Source organism: Paenibacillus sp. 01T442 (genome assembly GCF_056398345.1).
The window spans coordinates 156421-171417 of the sequence record NZ_JBFTPF010000003.1 but is presented as its reverse complement, the minus strand read 5'-3'; the positions used below and the strand labels follow the sequence as shown (position 1 = coordinate 171417).

13 protein-coding genes and 1 other annotated feature are annotated in these 14997 nt (G+C 45.4%); of the genes, 9 read left to right on the top strand and 4 right to left on the bottom strand.

Annotated features, from left to right (window positions below; all coding sequences use genetic code 11):
- Positions 1–3: 3 nt before the first annotated feature.
- Entirely contained in the window at positions 4–534 is a 531-nt protein-coding gene (locus AC1DLM_RS04865; RefSeq protein ID WP_441988884.1) for a phosphatase PAP2 family protein, read from the bottom strand.
- 690 nt (positions 535–1224) lie between these two features.
- Here AC1DLM_RS04865 and AC1DLM_RS04860 point away from each other — a divergent pair.
- The 4 genes from AC1DLM_RS04860 (at position 1225) to rplT (ending at position 3838) form a co-directional block, all read left to right on the top strand.
- Positions 1225–2460, top strand: a complete 1236-nt coding sequence (locus AC1DLM_RS04860) for a glycosyltransferase family 2 protein (RefSeq protein WP_477569286.1) — start codon at positions 1225–1227, stop codon at positions 2458–2460.
- Between the two features lie 29 nt (positions 2461–2489).
- Positions 2490–2634: a sequence feature (ribosomal protein L20 leader region), on the top strand.
- Positions 2635–2686: 52 nt separating this feature from the next.
- Positions 2687–3187, top strand: a complete 501-nt coding sequence (gene infC, locus AC1DLM_RS04855; RefSeq protein ID WP_056609101.1) for a translation initiation factor IF-3 — start codon at positions 2687–2689, stop codon at positions 3185–3187.
- Positions 3188–3218: 31 nt separating this feature from the next.
- Complete coding sequence (gene rpmI, locus AC1DLM_RS04850; protein ID WP_028553997.1) at positions 3219–3422, top strand: 50S ribosomal protein L35; 204 nt, start codon at positions 3219–3221, stop codon at positions 3420–3422.
- Positions 3423–3478: 56 nt separating this feature from the next.
- Positions 3479–3838, top strand: coding sequence for a 50S ribosomal protein L20 (rplT, locus tag AC1DLM_RS04845; protein WP_028553998.1), 360 nt, complete (start codon positions 3479–3481; stop codon positions 3836–3838).
- Between the two features lie 63 nt (positions 3839–3901).
- On the opposite strand, the gene AC1DLM_RS04840 is transcribed toward rplT, so the two are convergent.
- The 3 genes from AC1DLM_RS04840 to AC1DLM_RS04830 are packed head-to-tail and all read right to left on the bottom strand — an operon-like array spanning position 3902 to position 7823.
- Positions 3902–5008 (bottom strand): GerAB/ArcD/ProY family transporter, encoded by a 1107-nt coding sequence (locus AC1DLM_RS04840; protein ID WP_441988886.1) that lies wholly within the window; start codon positions 5006–5008, stop codon positions 3902–3904.
- A 25-nt stretch (positions 5009–5033) separates the two neighbouring features.
- The gene (locus tag AC1DLM_RS04835) at positions 5034–6254 is read right to left on the bottom strand and encodes a Ger(x)C family spore germination protein (protein WP_441988887.1); all 1221 of its coding nucleotides are present in this window, start codon (positions 6252–6254) and stop codon (positions 5034–5036) included.
- 42 nt (positions 6255–6296) lie between these two features.
- Positions 6297–7823: a spore germination protein gene (locus tag AC1DLM_RS04830; RefSeq protein WP_477569285.1), complete on the bottom strand. Its 1527-nt coding sequence runs from the start codon at positions 7821–7823 to the stop codon at positions 6297–6299.
- A gap of 520 nt (positions 7824–8343) precedes the next feature.
- Here AC1DLM_RS04830 and ilvB point away from each other — a divergent pair.
- The 5 genes from ilvB (at position 8344) to AC1DLM_RS04805 (ending at position 14713) form a co-directional block, all read left to right on the top strand.
- A complete protein-coding gene (gene ilvB / locus AC1DLM_RS04825; RefSeq protein ID WP_477569284.1) occupies positions 8344–10089 on the top strand; it encodes a biosynthetic-type acetolactate synthase large subunit in 1746 nt (581 codons plus the stop codon).
- Positions 10086–10574 (top strand): acetolactate synthase small subunit, encoded by a 489-nt coding sequence (gene ilvN / locus AC1DLM_RS04820; RefSeq protein WP_171631212.1) that lies wholly within the window; start codon positions 10086–10088, stop codon positions 10572–10574. The genes ilvB and ilvN overlap by 4 nt, the downstream gene beginning before the upstream one ends.
- Before the next feature lie 145 nt (positions 10575–10719).
- Positions 10720–11712 (top strand): ketol-acid reductoisomerase, encoded by a 993-nt coding sequence (gene ilvC, locus AC1DLM_RS04815; RefSeq protein ID WP_056609110.1) that lies wholly within the window; start codon positions 10720–10722, stop codon positions 11710–11712.
- Positions 11713–11873: 161 nt separating this feature from the next.
- A complete protein-coding gene (locus AC1DLM_RS04810) occupies positions 11874–13421 on the top strand; it encodes a 2-isopropylmalate synthase (protein WP_441988890.1) in 1548 nt (515 codons plus the stop codon).
- 95 nt (positions 13422–13516) lie between these two features.
- The gene (locus AC1DLM_RS04805) at positions 13517–14713 is read left to right on the top strand and encodes an aminotransferase-like domain-containing protein (RefSeq protein WP_441988891.1); all 1197 of its coding nucleotides are present in this window, start codon (positions 13517–13519) and stop codon (positions 14711–14713) included.
- Positions 14714–14997: the final 284 nt, after the last annotated feature.

Sequence of the window (14997 nt, the reverse complement as noted above, 5' to 3'; positions counted from 1 at the left end):
GTTTTACCCCCAGAATGCGACTGTCACTACCGATACCGTCGTTCCAATCAAGCAACCTACGATACAATCCGATGGATAATGGAGTCCTAAGTACATCCGCGACATACCGACAACTAAGGCAAGAGGGATTAGTAAGAGTCCTAGCATGGGGAAAGCATTCACGCAAGGGATGATTACCGAGAAAATAGCCGTGGTATGCCCAGAGGGAAACGAGTGATCCGTCAGAGGGTTTTTATGTGTAATGGTTTGAGGAAGGACAAGATAAGGGCGAAGTCTAGGATATCTCTTTTTCATAATAGCAACAGGAATATGGCTGATGGTTAAAGCCAACAGGGCTTGAAGTCCAGCTATACGCAGCGAACCTTGCCCAAAAAAGGCCAAGCATAAAGAGATCATAATGGATGCTGTGGCACCGCCCAAATGGGTGATCTTCGTAAAGAATTGATCCAGAAAATGATGTTGGATCCGTTGATTGACGAAGTGGAATAGACGTGTTTCATGATCTTGAAGCCAATGGACAACTTTGCTGCTCATGAGTAACCGCCTCCTTCTAAACTTGGAAATGCTGCTCGCTACCTTTATCATACGATGTGTTTATTAGAGGAGGATTAACTGGATGATAAATATTCATAAATTCAAATTAATGTTGCACTAATCTGGCGTTAACATTTGTATGGTAGGATGGCAATTATCTTCAACCTGCCCCAGCTAAGTTCGTAATATGTATGGCTAGTGTTTCCGAAATTTGGAGCGGATATGCCGCCACAACTAAGGCTTGATATGTCCTAATTGTGAACGACGGACTCTTACAGACTTTGTTATGCGAATGTTTTTAAGGTCTGTAAAGCTATCCATTAACAGGGTATTTAAGCAAAAGTTGTCAGCGAATAGCTGAGTAATTTATAATAAGGACGTCACCAGATAGAAAAGACAGTGTTCGTCTAAATGGTGAACTTTTGGTACACAATATATGAAAAACGATGAAAACAAGACATTTTCGACCTGATTTCAAGCGCATGCTCTATTCGGTGTGTGCGAACCTCCCAAAAATCAAAGAACTGACGCTTTTTCGAAGTTTGCAGACTTTGACAAACAGGGGGAAAGAGAGGAAAATCAGAAACGATTGTTTCACCGTTAGTTTGTTAACATGAATGACCTGTACATAAACGCACTAGGCATACAAAAAGATAGCTGACGTGCACAAAAAAAGGGGGACTTTGCTTCATGCTAGACAAGATTATGCTTTCCGTTCAAGTCTTTTTGGCTTTGATCGGTGCGTATCAGTTGTTTTTAACGTTTTTTGGTTGGTATCGTCCCAAAAACAAAAAGATGTTTGCTCCACAGAAATCGTTTGCAGTATTGGTTGCGGCTCATAATGAGGAACAAGTCGTCGGAGCTTTAATTGAGAACCTGAAGACCTTAGATTATCCGCGAGAGCTTTATGACATCTTCGTGATTTGTGACAACTGCACGGATAACACGGCTGACATTGCCCGTCACCACGGGGTGTATGCGATGGAGCGCCATAACCCGAACCTTAGAGGAAAAGGGTATGCGATTGAATGGATGCTCAAAGAGTTATGGAAGCGTGAGCGTCAGTACGATGGCATCGTGATGTTTGATGCGGATAACCTAGTTAGTCCAGATTATTTGATTCACATGAATAATGATCTGTGTTCAGGCTCCCGCGTGATTCAAGCTTACCTAGATACCAAGAATCCGAATGATTCATGGATTACGGGGTCTTTCGCTATTTCGTACTTCTACGCGAACCGTTTTGTTCAAACCCCTAGATCCAACCTGGGACTAGCCAATTTCCTTGGCGGTACGGGCATGTGCTTCGACTCCAATTTGTTAAAGGAAATTGGCTGGCGCGCAACGAGCTTGGTTGAGGATCTTGAATTTTCAATGCGATGTGTTCAAATGGGAATCAAACCTACATTCAACTATGATACGCGTGTTTACGATGAGAAACCGCTATCCTTCAACGCTTCTGCTAAACAGCGTTTACGTTGGATGCAAGGACACTTTGAAGTAGCCAAACGCTTCTTCTTCCCATTGCTATGGCAAGGGATTAAGACAGGAAGCTGGATGAAAATTGACGCGGCGATCTATTCGGCGAATGTATACAATTTCTTCTTTGGTGCCATATTAACCGTTATGCTTTGGATTCAGTCCATGACATCGCACGGGACGGCTGACTCAGCTCTGGTGCATGTCAATCCGGTTGTCATCAATTCACTTAGCTTGGCGATCTACGTGTTGCTTCCGATGTCTATGTTGATAGAGAAGGCTCATAAGAAGACGTACAAATATTTGTTGCTTTACCCAATTTTCATGCTGTCTTGGTGGCCAATTACGTTCTATGCGTTCTTCACGCAAAACAACAAACAATGGAGTCACACCGAGCATACGCGTGTCATCCGGTTGGATGAAATGAAAAGTAAACAAGTGAGTTGACTTTTCTAGAATGAGATGATAATATGTTTCAAGTAAAGCAGAAGCGCCCGCTTCTCACCTGACTAACGTAACGTTGGCTGGTTTGAATGAATCATCATGTATATTCAATAGGTTTGTCTTAAACCTGTTATTGATGAAGATGTGGGCCCACTGTGCCCGCATCTTTTTTATATTTGGAAGAGAGTTACATACTTTATGGAGGTGGAACACGATTAGCAAAGACCATATGATTAATGACGAGATTCGTGTGAAGGAAGTACGCCTTATTGGGGCGGACGGAGAACAACTTGGTATAACACCAATTCGCGAAGCTCTTCAAATTGCACTTGACGCGAACCTTGATTTAGTAAACGTTGCACCGACGGCGAAGCCGCCTGTCTGCCGCATTATGGATTACGGCAAGTTCCGTTATGAAACGCAGAAGAAAGAAAAAGAAGCACGTAAGAATCAGAAGATTGTGGATATCAAAGAAATTCGCCTGAGTGCGACGATCGATGAACATGACTTCCAAACGAAGCTTCGCAACGCAGTTAAGTTTCTTGGTGAAGGCGATAAAGTTAAAGCTAGCGTTCGTTTCCGTGGTCGTGAAATTGCACACTCGGAGATTGGTCGCAAAGTGCTTGAGCGCCTTGCTACAGAAACTGCTGAAATCTCCTCGCAGGAGCGTGCTCCTAAGCTTGAGGGAAGAAGCATGATCATGATCTTAACGCCAAAAGCGACAACTTAGGCGAGTATACTAAATTAGGAGGAACAACAACATGCCGAAAATGAAAACACACAGCAGCCTGAAAGGCCGTTTCAAAATCACTGGCACAGGCAAAGTGATGAGATACAAACAAGGTAAGAACCACTTGCTTTCTGGTAAATCATCCAAGCAAAAACGCGTATTGTCCACGAACCCAACAATGGCTCCTGGCGATGTACGTCGTTTGCAACAACAACTGTCCCTTATCAAAGGTTAATTGTAACGCAGCATAAAATTCGAACATCATTTATATATCCCAGGAGGTAGTTCACAATGGCAAGAGTCAAGGGCGGATTTATTCGCGCTCACCGTCGTAAGAAAATTTTGAAATTAGCAAAAGGTTATTTCGGTTCCAAACACCGTTTATTTAAAACAGCTAAAGAGCAAGTAATGAAGTCATTGGTATATGCATACCGTGACCGTCGTCAAACAAAACGTAACTTCCGTAGACTTTGGATTACTCGTATCAATGCAGGCGCTCGTCAAAACGGCTTGAGCTACAGCAAATTGATGCACGGCCTTAAATTGGCTGGTATCGAAGTTAACCGTAAAATCTTGGCTGACCTAGCTGTGAATGATTCCAAAGCGTTCAACGATTTGGCAACAGCTGCAAAAGCGAAAGTAAACGCGTAAGCGATGTGCTTAAGAGCTTGTCCCCATCAGGGGGCAGGCTCTTTTATTTTCCTATATGAGAAATTACACGTCTGAAGCAGGGGGCTGCCTAACAGAAATCCTACGTACCAACATCACAATAAACATAACAATCGGGATCAAGACTTGAAACAAAGGGTAAATTTTCACGCTAAACTTTAGTCCAAGCCATACGTGGGTGGTATAGTTCGATTCAAGAAAAGATGAGATAAAGATAAGCAGGCCCACTAGCATAAGCCAGTAACGCTTATGAATAGCTGGAAACAAATGTGTGAGTGCATATACTGCTCCCCAGTAGAATGTCGTCATTTTCACAAATAAGCCTAGAAACAGCAGTAAAGTGACCATCACGTCTAAGCGTTCTAAGATGTCTCCCACCTCGATGAGTTGCACAGTCTGTAAAAAAGGCAACGTAGCGTTGGCGACGAGCGTCGTACCTAAAATGGTTATATTGAGCACGTTCATGGCAATTAAAAATAGGGCTACCGTGCTATAGGCGATGAGACTGAGCTTCTTTAATTTTTGTTGATCGGGAAACAAATGCCAAATCATAAAAAAGATAACGGTCTGTCCAAAAGGAAAGGACACAATATCCGGAAATGCGGCCTTCAGGACTGGGGCTAAGCCATTCTCCAGAACAGGAAGCACATTGTCGAGATGGATGAGCCCTGCAATGCTAATGAGACAAATAAGGAAGCCATAGCTAATGACGACAACTGGCAGAAGTGCTTCTGTCATTCGGAATAGGGTATCCACACCCATGATGATGGTATAGAAAGCTAATAGCAGAATGATGAACATTGTCACGTATTTAGGTGTTGTGCTAAGTAAGGTGAGATTCGAGATTTCACCGAAATCACGTACATTTCTCATAGACTCATAAGCAAAATAAATGGCAAAAGTGACCCCTATACAGGTGCCAATCCATGTACCGAAACTGATTTTCAGCAGTCCCATTAAATCTTGGTCAGGTGCCCTTCTTTGGATCGCAAGAAATAGGAGCAAGAGCAAGAAGCCGGCCACCGCAGCAGCCAGCATGGCAAGCCAGGAGTCCTGCTTCGCCGAACTGCCTAATGCAAATAGCGGTGTACTTCCGATTTCGAAGAGAATAATCATCACAAAAAGCTGATATTTCGTTATCTGAACAGGCATTGGCGAAGCCTCCTTTCGCTAGTAATCACTCACTGCTTTCATTGGTTATCTCCAAGAAGGATTTGCCGCTCATACCAATTCGTGAGATTTTCACATTCACATTCGCTTCCAATTGCAGATTAGCAAACTGTTCATCCCAAATGGGTTTAACCTGTTTCCAGATCTTCGGATGATGCTTATGAATCGTATCTGCAAATAGGAAGACATCTGCATTTTTCTGAATAGCGGAATGGACAGCATCCGTGATCAACTTCGTGATTTCGGTGCTTGCAGCTTGCTCCAGTGTTTGTAAATCTGCTGGCTGCGTCGGATCATTCGGACAGCCGTTTTCTTCGAGGGTGCCAGAAGCCTGGACATCAACACGCATAATTAAATGTCCGTCATTGGATAGAAGGGGCTTCGTCTTACTCTTGCTATGCGTAATGCGCAGTGCGGCCTTGTAATCCTTTTTGTCCTCCTTACACCCAAAATATAAGGTAGTTCGACTAATCGAATTTCGAATCCAACTAATCCCATATTCTTCATCAGGTGTAAACCAGCCAATGAGCTTATCTTTTTTGAAGATGGACATTCTCCCCAACCGCAACTTGTTGGTGAAGGAGGTATTCTTAAGCTCAGCAATCGAGGTGTTCTCTCCTTTCCCGGAGATTATGATTTCGGGAATTAGGGTGAAAGGGGAGTCGCTGCTCATGCTCATCATCATTTGATACAGCATAAGTTGGTTGTAATTTGAACTGTTGTTCTCCTCGTTGCGGATCATATTTTTGATAGCGGCTCCTGGAACTTTTTCCAGGGGGATGATTTGTTCAAGGATTTTTCTGCCTTCGCCGCCAGTGACCAAGACGCTTACCGTTTCACGTGAATCTGAGTTGCGCAAGTAGACATCCAATAATTGTGAAATGCCTTGTTTTGCGGCTTGTTCACCGATGACAATGACGCGATTGTGTGCGAAAAAAAGCGAACGCGGCATTTCTCGACTGGATTTCTGTACAGCACCCCGAATCGTCCCCCCGCTCGTCGAGAAAACCATAACGGGTGCCTGCTGGCCAGGACTGCCGCCGGTGTTAGGGTTTGCAATAGATTGTGGAATAACAACCTGATAGGAAACCGTCCATTCCTTTCCGTCCCAGTCAAGGGCGGTTGCGGAGGTAATGGCCAACTGATTTAGTTCTCTCCGATCCCAGCAACCCGTCAGCAGCAAACAGAGGGAGATAACAATCACATATCGCATAATACGTTTACGCATGTCGATCGATAACCTCCCTCAGGATATCTTTCTTTCTAGTTACTACTGATCTTCCTTAGGCGGAGAAGGCTTGTCATAACGGGTTTGTCTCGTTCTATTCCCTTTGCTAAGCGGGCGCTGGAACGTTAACCATCTAGGAATACGTATGAAGGTATCATTTAGTCTGCTGAGAACCATAGGCGCCACTGGTGTTAAATAGGGGACACCAAAGGAGCGAAGAGAGACCAAATGAATAAGAATGGCCATACAGCCTGTCAAAATACCGAATAAGCCGAACGTACCCGCCAGAAGCATTAATCCAAATCGTATCAATCGTGCGGCTACTGCCATATTCAGCGCAGGCGTCACGAAGTTGGAGATCGCAGTAAACGAAACGATAATGACCATAGCTGCAGATACTAAGCCCGCCTGTACAGAGGCCTGTCCTAGCACGAGAGCTCCAACAATAGAGATGGCCGAACCGATGACACGAGGCATGCGGACACCAGCTTCACGAAGCACCTCGAACGTAATTTCCATCAGAAAAGCCTCGACAATCGCCGGAAAAGGAACGCCTTCACGCTGCGCAGCTAAGCTGATGAGCAGAGTAGTCGGAAGCATTTCCTGGTGAAATGTTGTAATCGCAATATATAGAGACGGTAGCAACATGGAGACGAAGAAGGACATATACCGAATGAAACGGATGAACGTCGCAATATCGAAACGTTGATAGTAATCCTCACTAGACTGTAAAAACCGAAAAAACGTAACCGGTGCCTGCAAGACAAAAGGTGTCCCGTCCACGAGTATGGCAATTTGTCCCTCCAAGAGAYCTGCTGCTACCGCATCTGGTCTTTCTGAGTTCATAATGGTTGGAAAAGGGGAGTAGGTGACATCCTCGATATATTCTTCGATATAGCCGCTTTCGAGAATGCTATCGGTATCGATTTTTTCTAATCGCCTCAAAGCTTCTTTAACGACAACCGGGTTAGCGATGCCCTCCAAATACGTAAGTACGACTTCGGTTTGGGTAAATCGGCCGATACGCATGGAAATGAACCGTAAATCAGGTGATCTAATTTTTCTTCGTAATAAAGAAGTATTCGTTCGAATGTCCTCTGTGAAGCCTTCTTTAGGCCCCCTGACAACGGTTTGTGTTTGCGGTTCCTCAATGGATCTTCTTTCCCCACCTGCTGTTCCTGCAATAATGGCTTCGTTATAGCCGTCTACGATGAGTACGGTGTTGCCTCCGAGTAGTGCAGCGATAGCATCATTGCCTTCTGAACTAAAGCATAGATCGCTGAGTGTAATTGCTTGGCACAACAAATCATGGACGCATACATCCTGCTGCCAGAAGGATTCATTCTCATGAGTCGCTTGAAGCGGCTTAGAGATATGTTCATTTAAGATGTCGTAATTGGCAAGTCCTTCTATGTAAAATAAAGCGATGCTGTTCGTATCGGGATAGATGCCAACTTGGAGCGGACGATAGTGGACATCCGAGCTTTGTCCTAATTTTTGCAGCACCCAGTTAACATTGTCTTGTAAGCTTGTGGTCATGGGGAAAGGGACTTGCAGAGACGTTTTCATTGTAGGCCTCCTCAGAACTTTCCATAGAATTGGTATTATCTTCTCTCACTTTCCATTGTTTTATTCGATCTACCTATTGACTATTGGCTTTCAGATGCATATAATAATCTTTAATCATATTTGATATGGTGAAGCATATGAATGAATCGCTATGAAGAGGAAGAAGTAATAAGGGCACTTATGCGCAGAGAGCGTTGGACTTGCTGAAACCATCGCCTTAATCCCTTACGTACGAAGTCACCTCGGAGCTGTTTTCCTGAAACATGTGGATTGTTCGCACGTAGTAGGGAGAACCGGAAGAGCACACGTTATCGTGCTGAGGGTAATGTTCGTTCATGAACATTCCTGCTAAGGTTATGTGCTGTGAGGCATATAGCAAATTTGGGTGGTACCACGGAAGCTTAAACCCCTTTCGTCCCGTTGAACACGTTTTGTGCGTGTCCGGGATGATAGGGGTTTTTCTTATTTTCATGGCATGGTAGACGATAACACGAATTGACTTTTCGAGAGGAGGATCACAATGAATGTTCAAACTGAACCAAAACGCTCTAAAGAAGAACTAATTGAGAAGCTGACGCAGCCAGACCTGATTACAGGCTCCGAGATTTTGCTAAGAAGCTTATTGCTGGAGGGTGTGGACTGCGTCTTTGGATATCCAGGCGGCGCTGTATTGTACATCTATGATGCGATGCATGGTTTTGATGATTTCAATCACTTGTTGACTAGACATGAGCAAGGCGCAATTCACGCAGCTGACGGCTACGCTCGTTCAACTGGCAAAGTTGGCGTATGTATCGCAACTTCCGGACCGGGGGCTACGAATCTAGTCACAGGTATCGCTACAGCATATATGGATTCTGTTCCTCTAGTAGTTATTACAGGTAACGTTGCAACGAACTTCATCGGTACGGATGCTTTCCAAGAGGCTGACATTACAGGTATTACAATGCCGATTACGAAGCACAGCTACTTGGTAAGAGACGTTAATGACTTGCCGCGTATCATTCACGAAGCATTCCATATTGCGAACTCAGGACGTAAGGGCCCGGTTCTCATTGACATACCAAAGGATGTCTCCGCTCATAAAACGATATTTAAGGCTGCAAAGGATGTAAGCATTCGTGGTTACAACCCTACGGTACAACCGAATAAGCTGCAAGTTGATAAGCTGATCAAAGCCATCGAAGAGGCTGAACGTCCAGTAATCATTGCAGGGGGCGGCGTTGTTTATGCGGATGCTTCCAATGAATTGATCGAATTTGTTAATAAAACACGGATCCCAGTAGCCACGACTTTGCTCGGCTTAAGCGGCTTCCCAAGTGCACACGAGCTATGGCTCGGTATGCCAGGGATGCATGGAACGTTTACAGCGAATACAGCGATCCAGAATGCAGATCTATTGATTTCTATCGGTTCCCGATTCGATGATCGGGTGACGATGAATTTGAATGGTTTTGCTCCAAAGGTAAAAGTAATCGCTCATATCGACGTAGATCCAGCTGAAATCGGCAAGAACGTGAAGACGGATATCCCATGCGTTGGTGATGTGAAAGCCGTTCTGGAGTATGCGAATACGAAAGCGAAGCCTGCGAATAACGCTGCATGGATCGCTGAGCTGCAAGAAAGCAAAGAGAAGTTCCCGTTGAAATACGGCGAAACCGAAACTGAGCTTAAACCGCAATACGTTATTGAAATGATTAGCGAAACAACCAAAGGTGAAGCGATCATTACAACGGACGTTGGTCAGCATCAAATGTGGGCTGCGCAGTTCTATAAATTCAAAAACCCTCGTTCCCTCGTAACATCAGGTGGACTTGGAACGATGGGCTTCGGATTCCCTTCGGCGATCGGCGCTCAAATGGGGAACCCTGATAAACTAGTTGTTTCCATCAATGGAGACGGCGGCGTTCAGATGTGTGCGCAAGAACTTGCGATCTGTGCGATCAACAACATTCCGGTTAAAGTTGTTATTATCAACAACCAAGTGCTTGGGATGGTTCGCCAATGGCAAGAAATCATTTATGAGAATCGCTATAGTCACATCGACTTGGCAGGAAGCCCTGATTTCGTGAAGCTTGCAGAAGCTTACGGCGTAAAAGGCTTGCGCGCAACGACGAAAGAAGAAGCGAGAAGAGTATGGCAGGAAGCCCTCGATACACCGGGGCCTGTCGTTATTGATTTCGTCGTACCAAAGGGCGAGAACGTGTTCCCAATGGTTAAAGCKGGCGATACAATTAGTGACATGTTAATGGGGGATTCGGAATGACAACTAAACATACAGTTTCCGTACTCGTAAACAATCAGCCTGGTGTCCTGCAACGTGTTTCTGGTTTGTTTGGACGCCGTGGCTTTAACATTGAGAGCATCACTGTAGGAGAGTCCGAGGAAAACGGACTTTCCCGGATGGTTATCGTAACCACGGGTGATGATAACACATTGGAGCAAATCTCCAAGCAATTGTACAAGTTGATCGACGTTATCAAGGTTGTGGACTTGAGCTCCAACCCAATGGTAGCTAGAGAACTCGCACTAATTAAAGTAAATGCTGAACCGCTTATGCGTCCTGAAATTCTAGGAATTGTTGAAACGTTCCGCGCGGCAGTTGTTGATATTGGTCCAGCTTCATTGATCGTGCAAGTTGTTGGAGATTCAGATAAAATAGATGCTATGGTCGAATTACTTCGTCCTTATGGCATTCGTGAGCTTTCCCGTACGGGCGTTACTGCGATGATTCGCGGTTCGGTTAAATAATTTTTACCAAGAAAAACCAAGTGTTCTACCAGCAATTACATCTCCTTGAGTGGGGGTTTCAGCGAAGTACCACGGTAAATCGTTGAAACACCCACTCAAGGGGTAGACAAAACGGATTCATTATATCAAAGGAGGATTTATTCGAATGGCAGTTACTACTTACTATGAAAAAGATGCAGACTTAGCGGTACTTAAAGGTAAAACGATTGCGGTTGTTGGTTATGGTTCCCAAGGGCACGCACAAGCACAAAACTTGCGTGACAGCGGGTTGAACGTTATTATCGGACTTCGTGAAGGCCGTTCATGGAACGCAGCTAAAAACGATGGTTTCGAAGTTGTATCTGTAGAAGAAGCAGCACGTCGCGCTGATGTTATCCAAATTCTAATGCCGGATGAAACACAAGCTCGCGTTTACCGTGAGTCCATTCAACCGAACATGAAAAAAGGCGCAGCTATCATGTTCTCCCACGGATTTAACATCCATTTCGGACAAATCGTTGCTCCTGAAGGTACAGATGTATTCTTGGTAGCTCCTAAATCCCCTGGTCACATGGTACGTCGTACGTACGTTGAAGGCTTTGGTGTACCTGGCTTGATCGCAATCGAGAAAGATGCGACTGGCAATGCAAAAGCAATCGGTCTTGCATATGCAAAAGGTATTGGCTGTACACGTGCAGGCGTTATCGAAACTTCTTTCCGTGAAGAAACAGAAACTGATTTGTTCGGTGAGCAAGCAGTTCTTTGTGGCGGTGCTTCTGAGCTAGTTAAAGCTGGTTTCGAAACATTGGTTGAAGCGGGTTATGCACCAGAAATGGCTTACTTCGAGTGCTTGCACGAATTGAAATTGATCGTTGATATGATGTACGAAGGTGGACTTGCTTCCATGCGTAGTTCCATCTCCAACACAGCTGAGTACGGTGACTATGTAACAGGTCCTCGTATCATCACTGCTGAAACGAAAAAAGCGATGAAAGAAGTTCTTTCCGACATCCAACAAGGTAAATTCGCTCGCGATTTCATCTTGGAAAACCAATCCAACTTCGCTTTCATGAACGCAACGCGTCGTAACGAAGCTCAACACCCAATCGAGGTTGTTGGCGGACAATTGCGTGAAATGATGCACTGGATCAAAAAATAATCTTAGGCATTATTGAATTTTATAGGCTATACATTCCACAGGGAGTGATTGAGGAGAATTTCCCAATTGCTCCCTGTGAATACTATAACGACTTAGAAAAAATATCTTAGCAAATGCTTGCGAAGCAAGTTTTCTATCGAAAACTTTTAGGAGGTGACACGGTGCGTAAAATTTACATTTTTGATACAACCCTTCGTGATGGTGAGCAGTCACCAGGTGTGAACCTGAACACTCAGGAGAAGGTTGAGATCGCCTTGCAGCTAGAGAAGCTTGGTGTGGATCGTATGGAGGCTGGTTTTCCTGCGGCATCCCCTGGGGACTTGGCTGGTGTGAATGCGGTCGCTAGAGCGATTAAGAACGCTTCTGTTATCGGCTTGTCCCGTGCAAGAGAGAATGATATCGAGGCTGTGCGTGAAGCCCTTCAAGGTGCACAAGATCCATGCATTCATCTTTTCCTTGCTACGTCTCCGATTCACCGTCAGCATAAGCTGCGTATGGAGAAGCACCAAGTGCTGGAAACGGCTGAAGCTGCGATTAAATATGCGAAGAAGTATTTCAGCAAAATTGAGTTCTCACTCGAAGATGCAGGACGTACGGAGCTGGACTTTATCGCGGAAGTAACAAGCATGGCGATTCGCGCTGGCGCTTCTGTCGTGAATATTCCAGATACAGTCGGTTATATGACACCGTATGACTATGGTAATATTTTCAAAATGCTGAAAGAAACAGTCCCAGGCATTGAGAAAATTCAATTGAGCGCGCACTGCCATGACGACTTAGGCATGGCGACTGCGAACGCGCTCGCTGCTGTTCTGAATGGTGCCGATCAAATCGAAGGCACAATCAATGGAATTGGTGAGCGCGCAGGGAACACCTCGATCGAGGAAGTTGTCATGGCGCTGGAAACACGCCAAGACTTCTACCAAGCGAAGACTTCGCTTGTGTTGAACGAGATCTACCGCACCAGCCGTCTAGTCAGCAAGCTGACTGGCATGGTGGTTCCAGGCAACAAGGCGATTGTTGGCGCTAACGCCTTCGCGCATGAGTCCGGCATCCATCAGGATGGCATGCTCAAAGAGAAAACAACGTACGAGATTATGTCTCCGGAAACAATCGGCGTGAAGGAAAGTAAGCTCGTTATGGGCAAACACTCCGGTCGCCACGCATTCCGTGAGAAGTTGATTGATCTCGGCTACGAGCTCGGCGACGAGCAAGTAAACGTGGCTTTTGCCAAGTTTAAGGATTTGGCGGATCGCAAGAAGCAAGTAGAAGACGAAGATATTCGTGCTTTGATCGAAGAAAAATTGATCGAGACACCGGAAATTTTCGCGCTTGGTACGCTTCAAGTTGCCTACGGCAACCAAATGACACCAACCGCGACAGTTCACGTTCGCTTCCAAGATGGCAGCGAAGTAACTGAGAGCGCGGTAGGTAACGGTTCCGTTGACGCGATTTACAACGCGATTGATAAAGCGACGAAGGAAAACGTGGAGCTTGACGACTATTCCATCAAATCCGTTTCCCACGGGAAAGATGCGCTTGGTGAAGTTCATGTTGTTCTGAAACAGGACACGATTTCCGTTCAAGGGCGCGGTATTTCAACTGATATTCTGGAAGCTAGCGCGAAGGCTTACCTAGACGCTGTAAACAGACTCATTGAGAAACGCAAAAACCCAACAAGCAACAGGAGCAACGTTACGTTAATATAATAATCTCTTAGCTTTCATGGCAACCCGGATAAGCACCTCACCTCCACGATTCGAGGAGGGGTGCTTTCTACAAATGCGAAAGGATGCGTCCCTGTATGAAATATCGATTTTCTAAATCGTTGGAAGGCTTCTCATCGTCAGCTGTAAGAGAAATTCTTAAGCTAACTCAAGGGAGCTCGATTATTTCCTTTGCTGGCGGATTGCCTGCTGAAGAGTTTTTTCCATTAGACGCGGTTAGCGATGCGTTCACGAGAGTTGTTGGCGGCGGGAAGTCTGCGCTGCAATACGGGTTAACAGAGGGCTACAAGCCTTTGCGTGAATCCTTATGCAAGCGAATGGCAGCGAAGAACATGCTGGTTACACCAGACGAGATGCTGTTGACGACAGGTTCGCAGCAAGCAATTGACCTTTTGACACGCGTGTATATTGATGAAGGTGATGTCATTCTCGTTGAAAGTCCGACGTATTTGGCCGCGATCCAAGTGTTCCAAGCCAAAGGCGCGAAGATTTATTCCGTTGACAGCGATAGCGACGGGATGATCATGGAGGATTTAGCGGCTAAAATTGCGAAGCATAATCCGAAAATGGTCTACGTCATTCCAACCTTCTCGAACCCTGCGGGTCGTGCATGGAGCTTGGAACGTCGTCAAGGGTTGCTGGATATTTGCCGCGGCGCGGATGTCCTCATTCTGGAAGATGACCCATACGGGGAAATCCAGTTTGACGAGAGCGAAAGTTATCCGACTGTCTACTCATTAGGTGGAAAAGCTGAGGGTGGAAACGTTGTTTACACGAGCACCTTCTCCAAAACCGTAGCTCCTGCTTTCCGTACAGGTTGGGTGATGGGCGACGAGTCGTTGATTCGTCAAGTTGCACGCTTCAAGCAATCCGCGGATCTGCACTCCAGTACAATTGATCAGCAAACGCTGTATCACTTGCTTGAGCATTTTGATCTCGATGCACATATTTCCTTGATCCGTGAACAGTATCTGGATCGGATGAAGTTCATGTCAGGACTCCTCAAAGAGCTGAACTGGCCTGGTCTGAAATGGGAAGAGCCGAAGGGCGGCATGTTCATTTGGGTGGAGCTTCCTGAGCAAATTAACGCAGCGGATTTGTTGAAAATCGCGGTCAAAGAAGGCGTTGCCTTTGTTCCCGGCGCTACGTTCTACGCGGAAAATCCACAGTACAACACGATGCGCTTGAACTACACGCATACAGATAAAGAAACGACCGTTCTGGGCATGAAAAAGCTCGCAAAAGCGATGGAATCGTATTTGCAAAACGCATAAAAAAGAGATGCAGCACCCAAGGCCGTTGGCTTTGGGTGTTTTTTGTGGCGCAGCGCGGCGGCCGCGGGAGTGGTCAGTAAAGGGGAAATAACGCTATGCGATAGCGTTATTCTGGTTTCTAGAACACTTTCAAGTGAAATAGAATGATGGCATAACGCTATTTACGTTTAAATAGAATATGAGGGACTGGAAGAGTGCTCCTGAATGAATGCCTCATAAGAAGTATCAAATACTGACAAATCCAATCTCCCCCCTTTTCAAGAAAATAAAGGAGCCGGTCCCTA

Bases quoted from the DNA above. Each gene is read 5' to 3' on its own strand.
- ilvN (WP_171631212.1), top strand. From the start codon at position 10,086: ATGACAACTAAACATACAGTTTCCGTACTCGTAAACAATCAGCCTGGT.
- AC1DLM_RS04805 (WP_441988891.1), top strand. From the start codon at position 13,517: ATGAAATATCGATTTTCTAAATCGTTGGAAGGCTTCTCATCGTCAGCT.
- AC1DLM_RS04835 (WP_441988887.1), bottom strand. From the start codon at position 6,254: ATGCGTAAACGTATTATGCGATATGTGATTGTTATCTCCCTCTGTTTG.
- infC (WP_056609101.1), top strand. From the start codon at position 2,687: ATGATTAATGACGAGATTCGTGTGAAGGAAGTACGCCTTATTGGGGCG.
- AC1DLM_RS04840 (WP_441988886.1), bottom strand. From the start codon at position 5,008: ATGCCTGTTCAGATAACGAAATATCAGCTTTTTGTGATGATTATTCTC.
- rplT (WP_028553998.1), top strand. From the start codon at position 3,479: ATGGCAAGAGTCAAGGGCGGATTTATTCGCGCTCACCGTCGTAAGAAA.
- rpmI (WP_028553997.1), top strand. From the start codon at position 3,219: ATGCCGAAAATGAAAACACACAGCAGCCTGAAAGGCCGTTTCAAAATC.
- ilvC (WP_056609110.1), top strand. From the start codon at position 10,720: ATGGCAGTTACTACTTACTATGAAAAAGATGCAGACTTAGCGGTACTT.
- AC1DLM_RS04860 (WP_477569286.1), top strand. From the start codon at position 1,225: ATGCTAGACAAGATTATGCTTTCCGTTCAAGTCTTTTTGGCTTTGATC.
- AC1DLM_RS04865 (WP_441988884.1), bottom strand. From the start codon at position 534: ATGAGCAGCAAAGTTGTCCATTGGCTTCAAGATCATGAAACACGTCTA.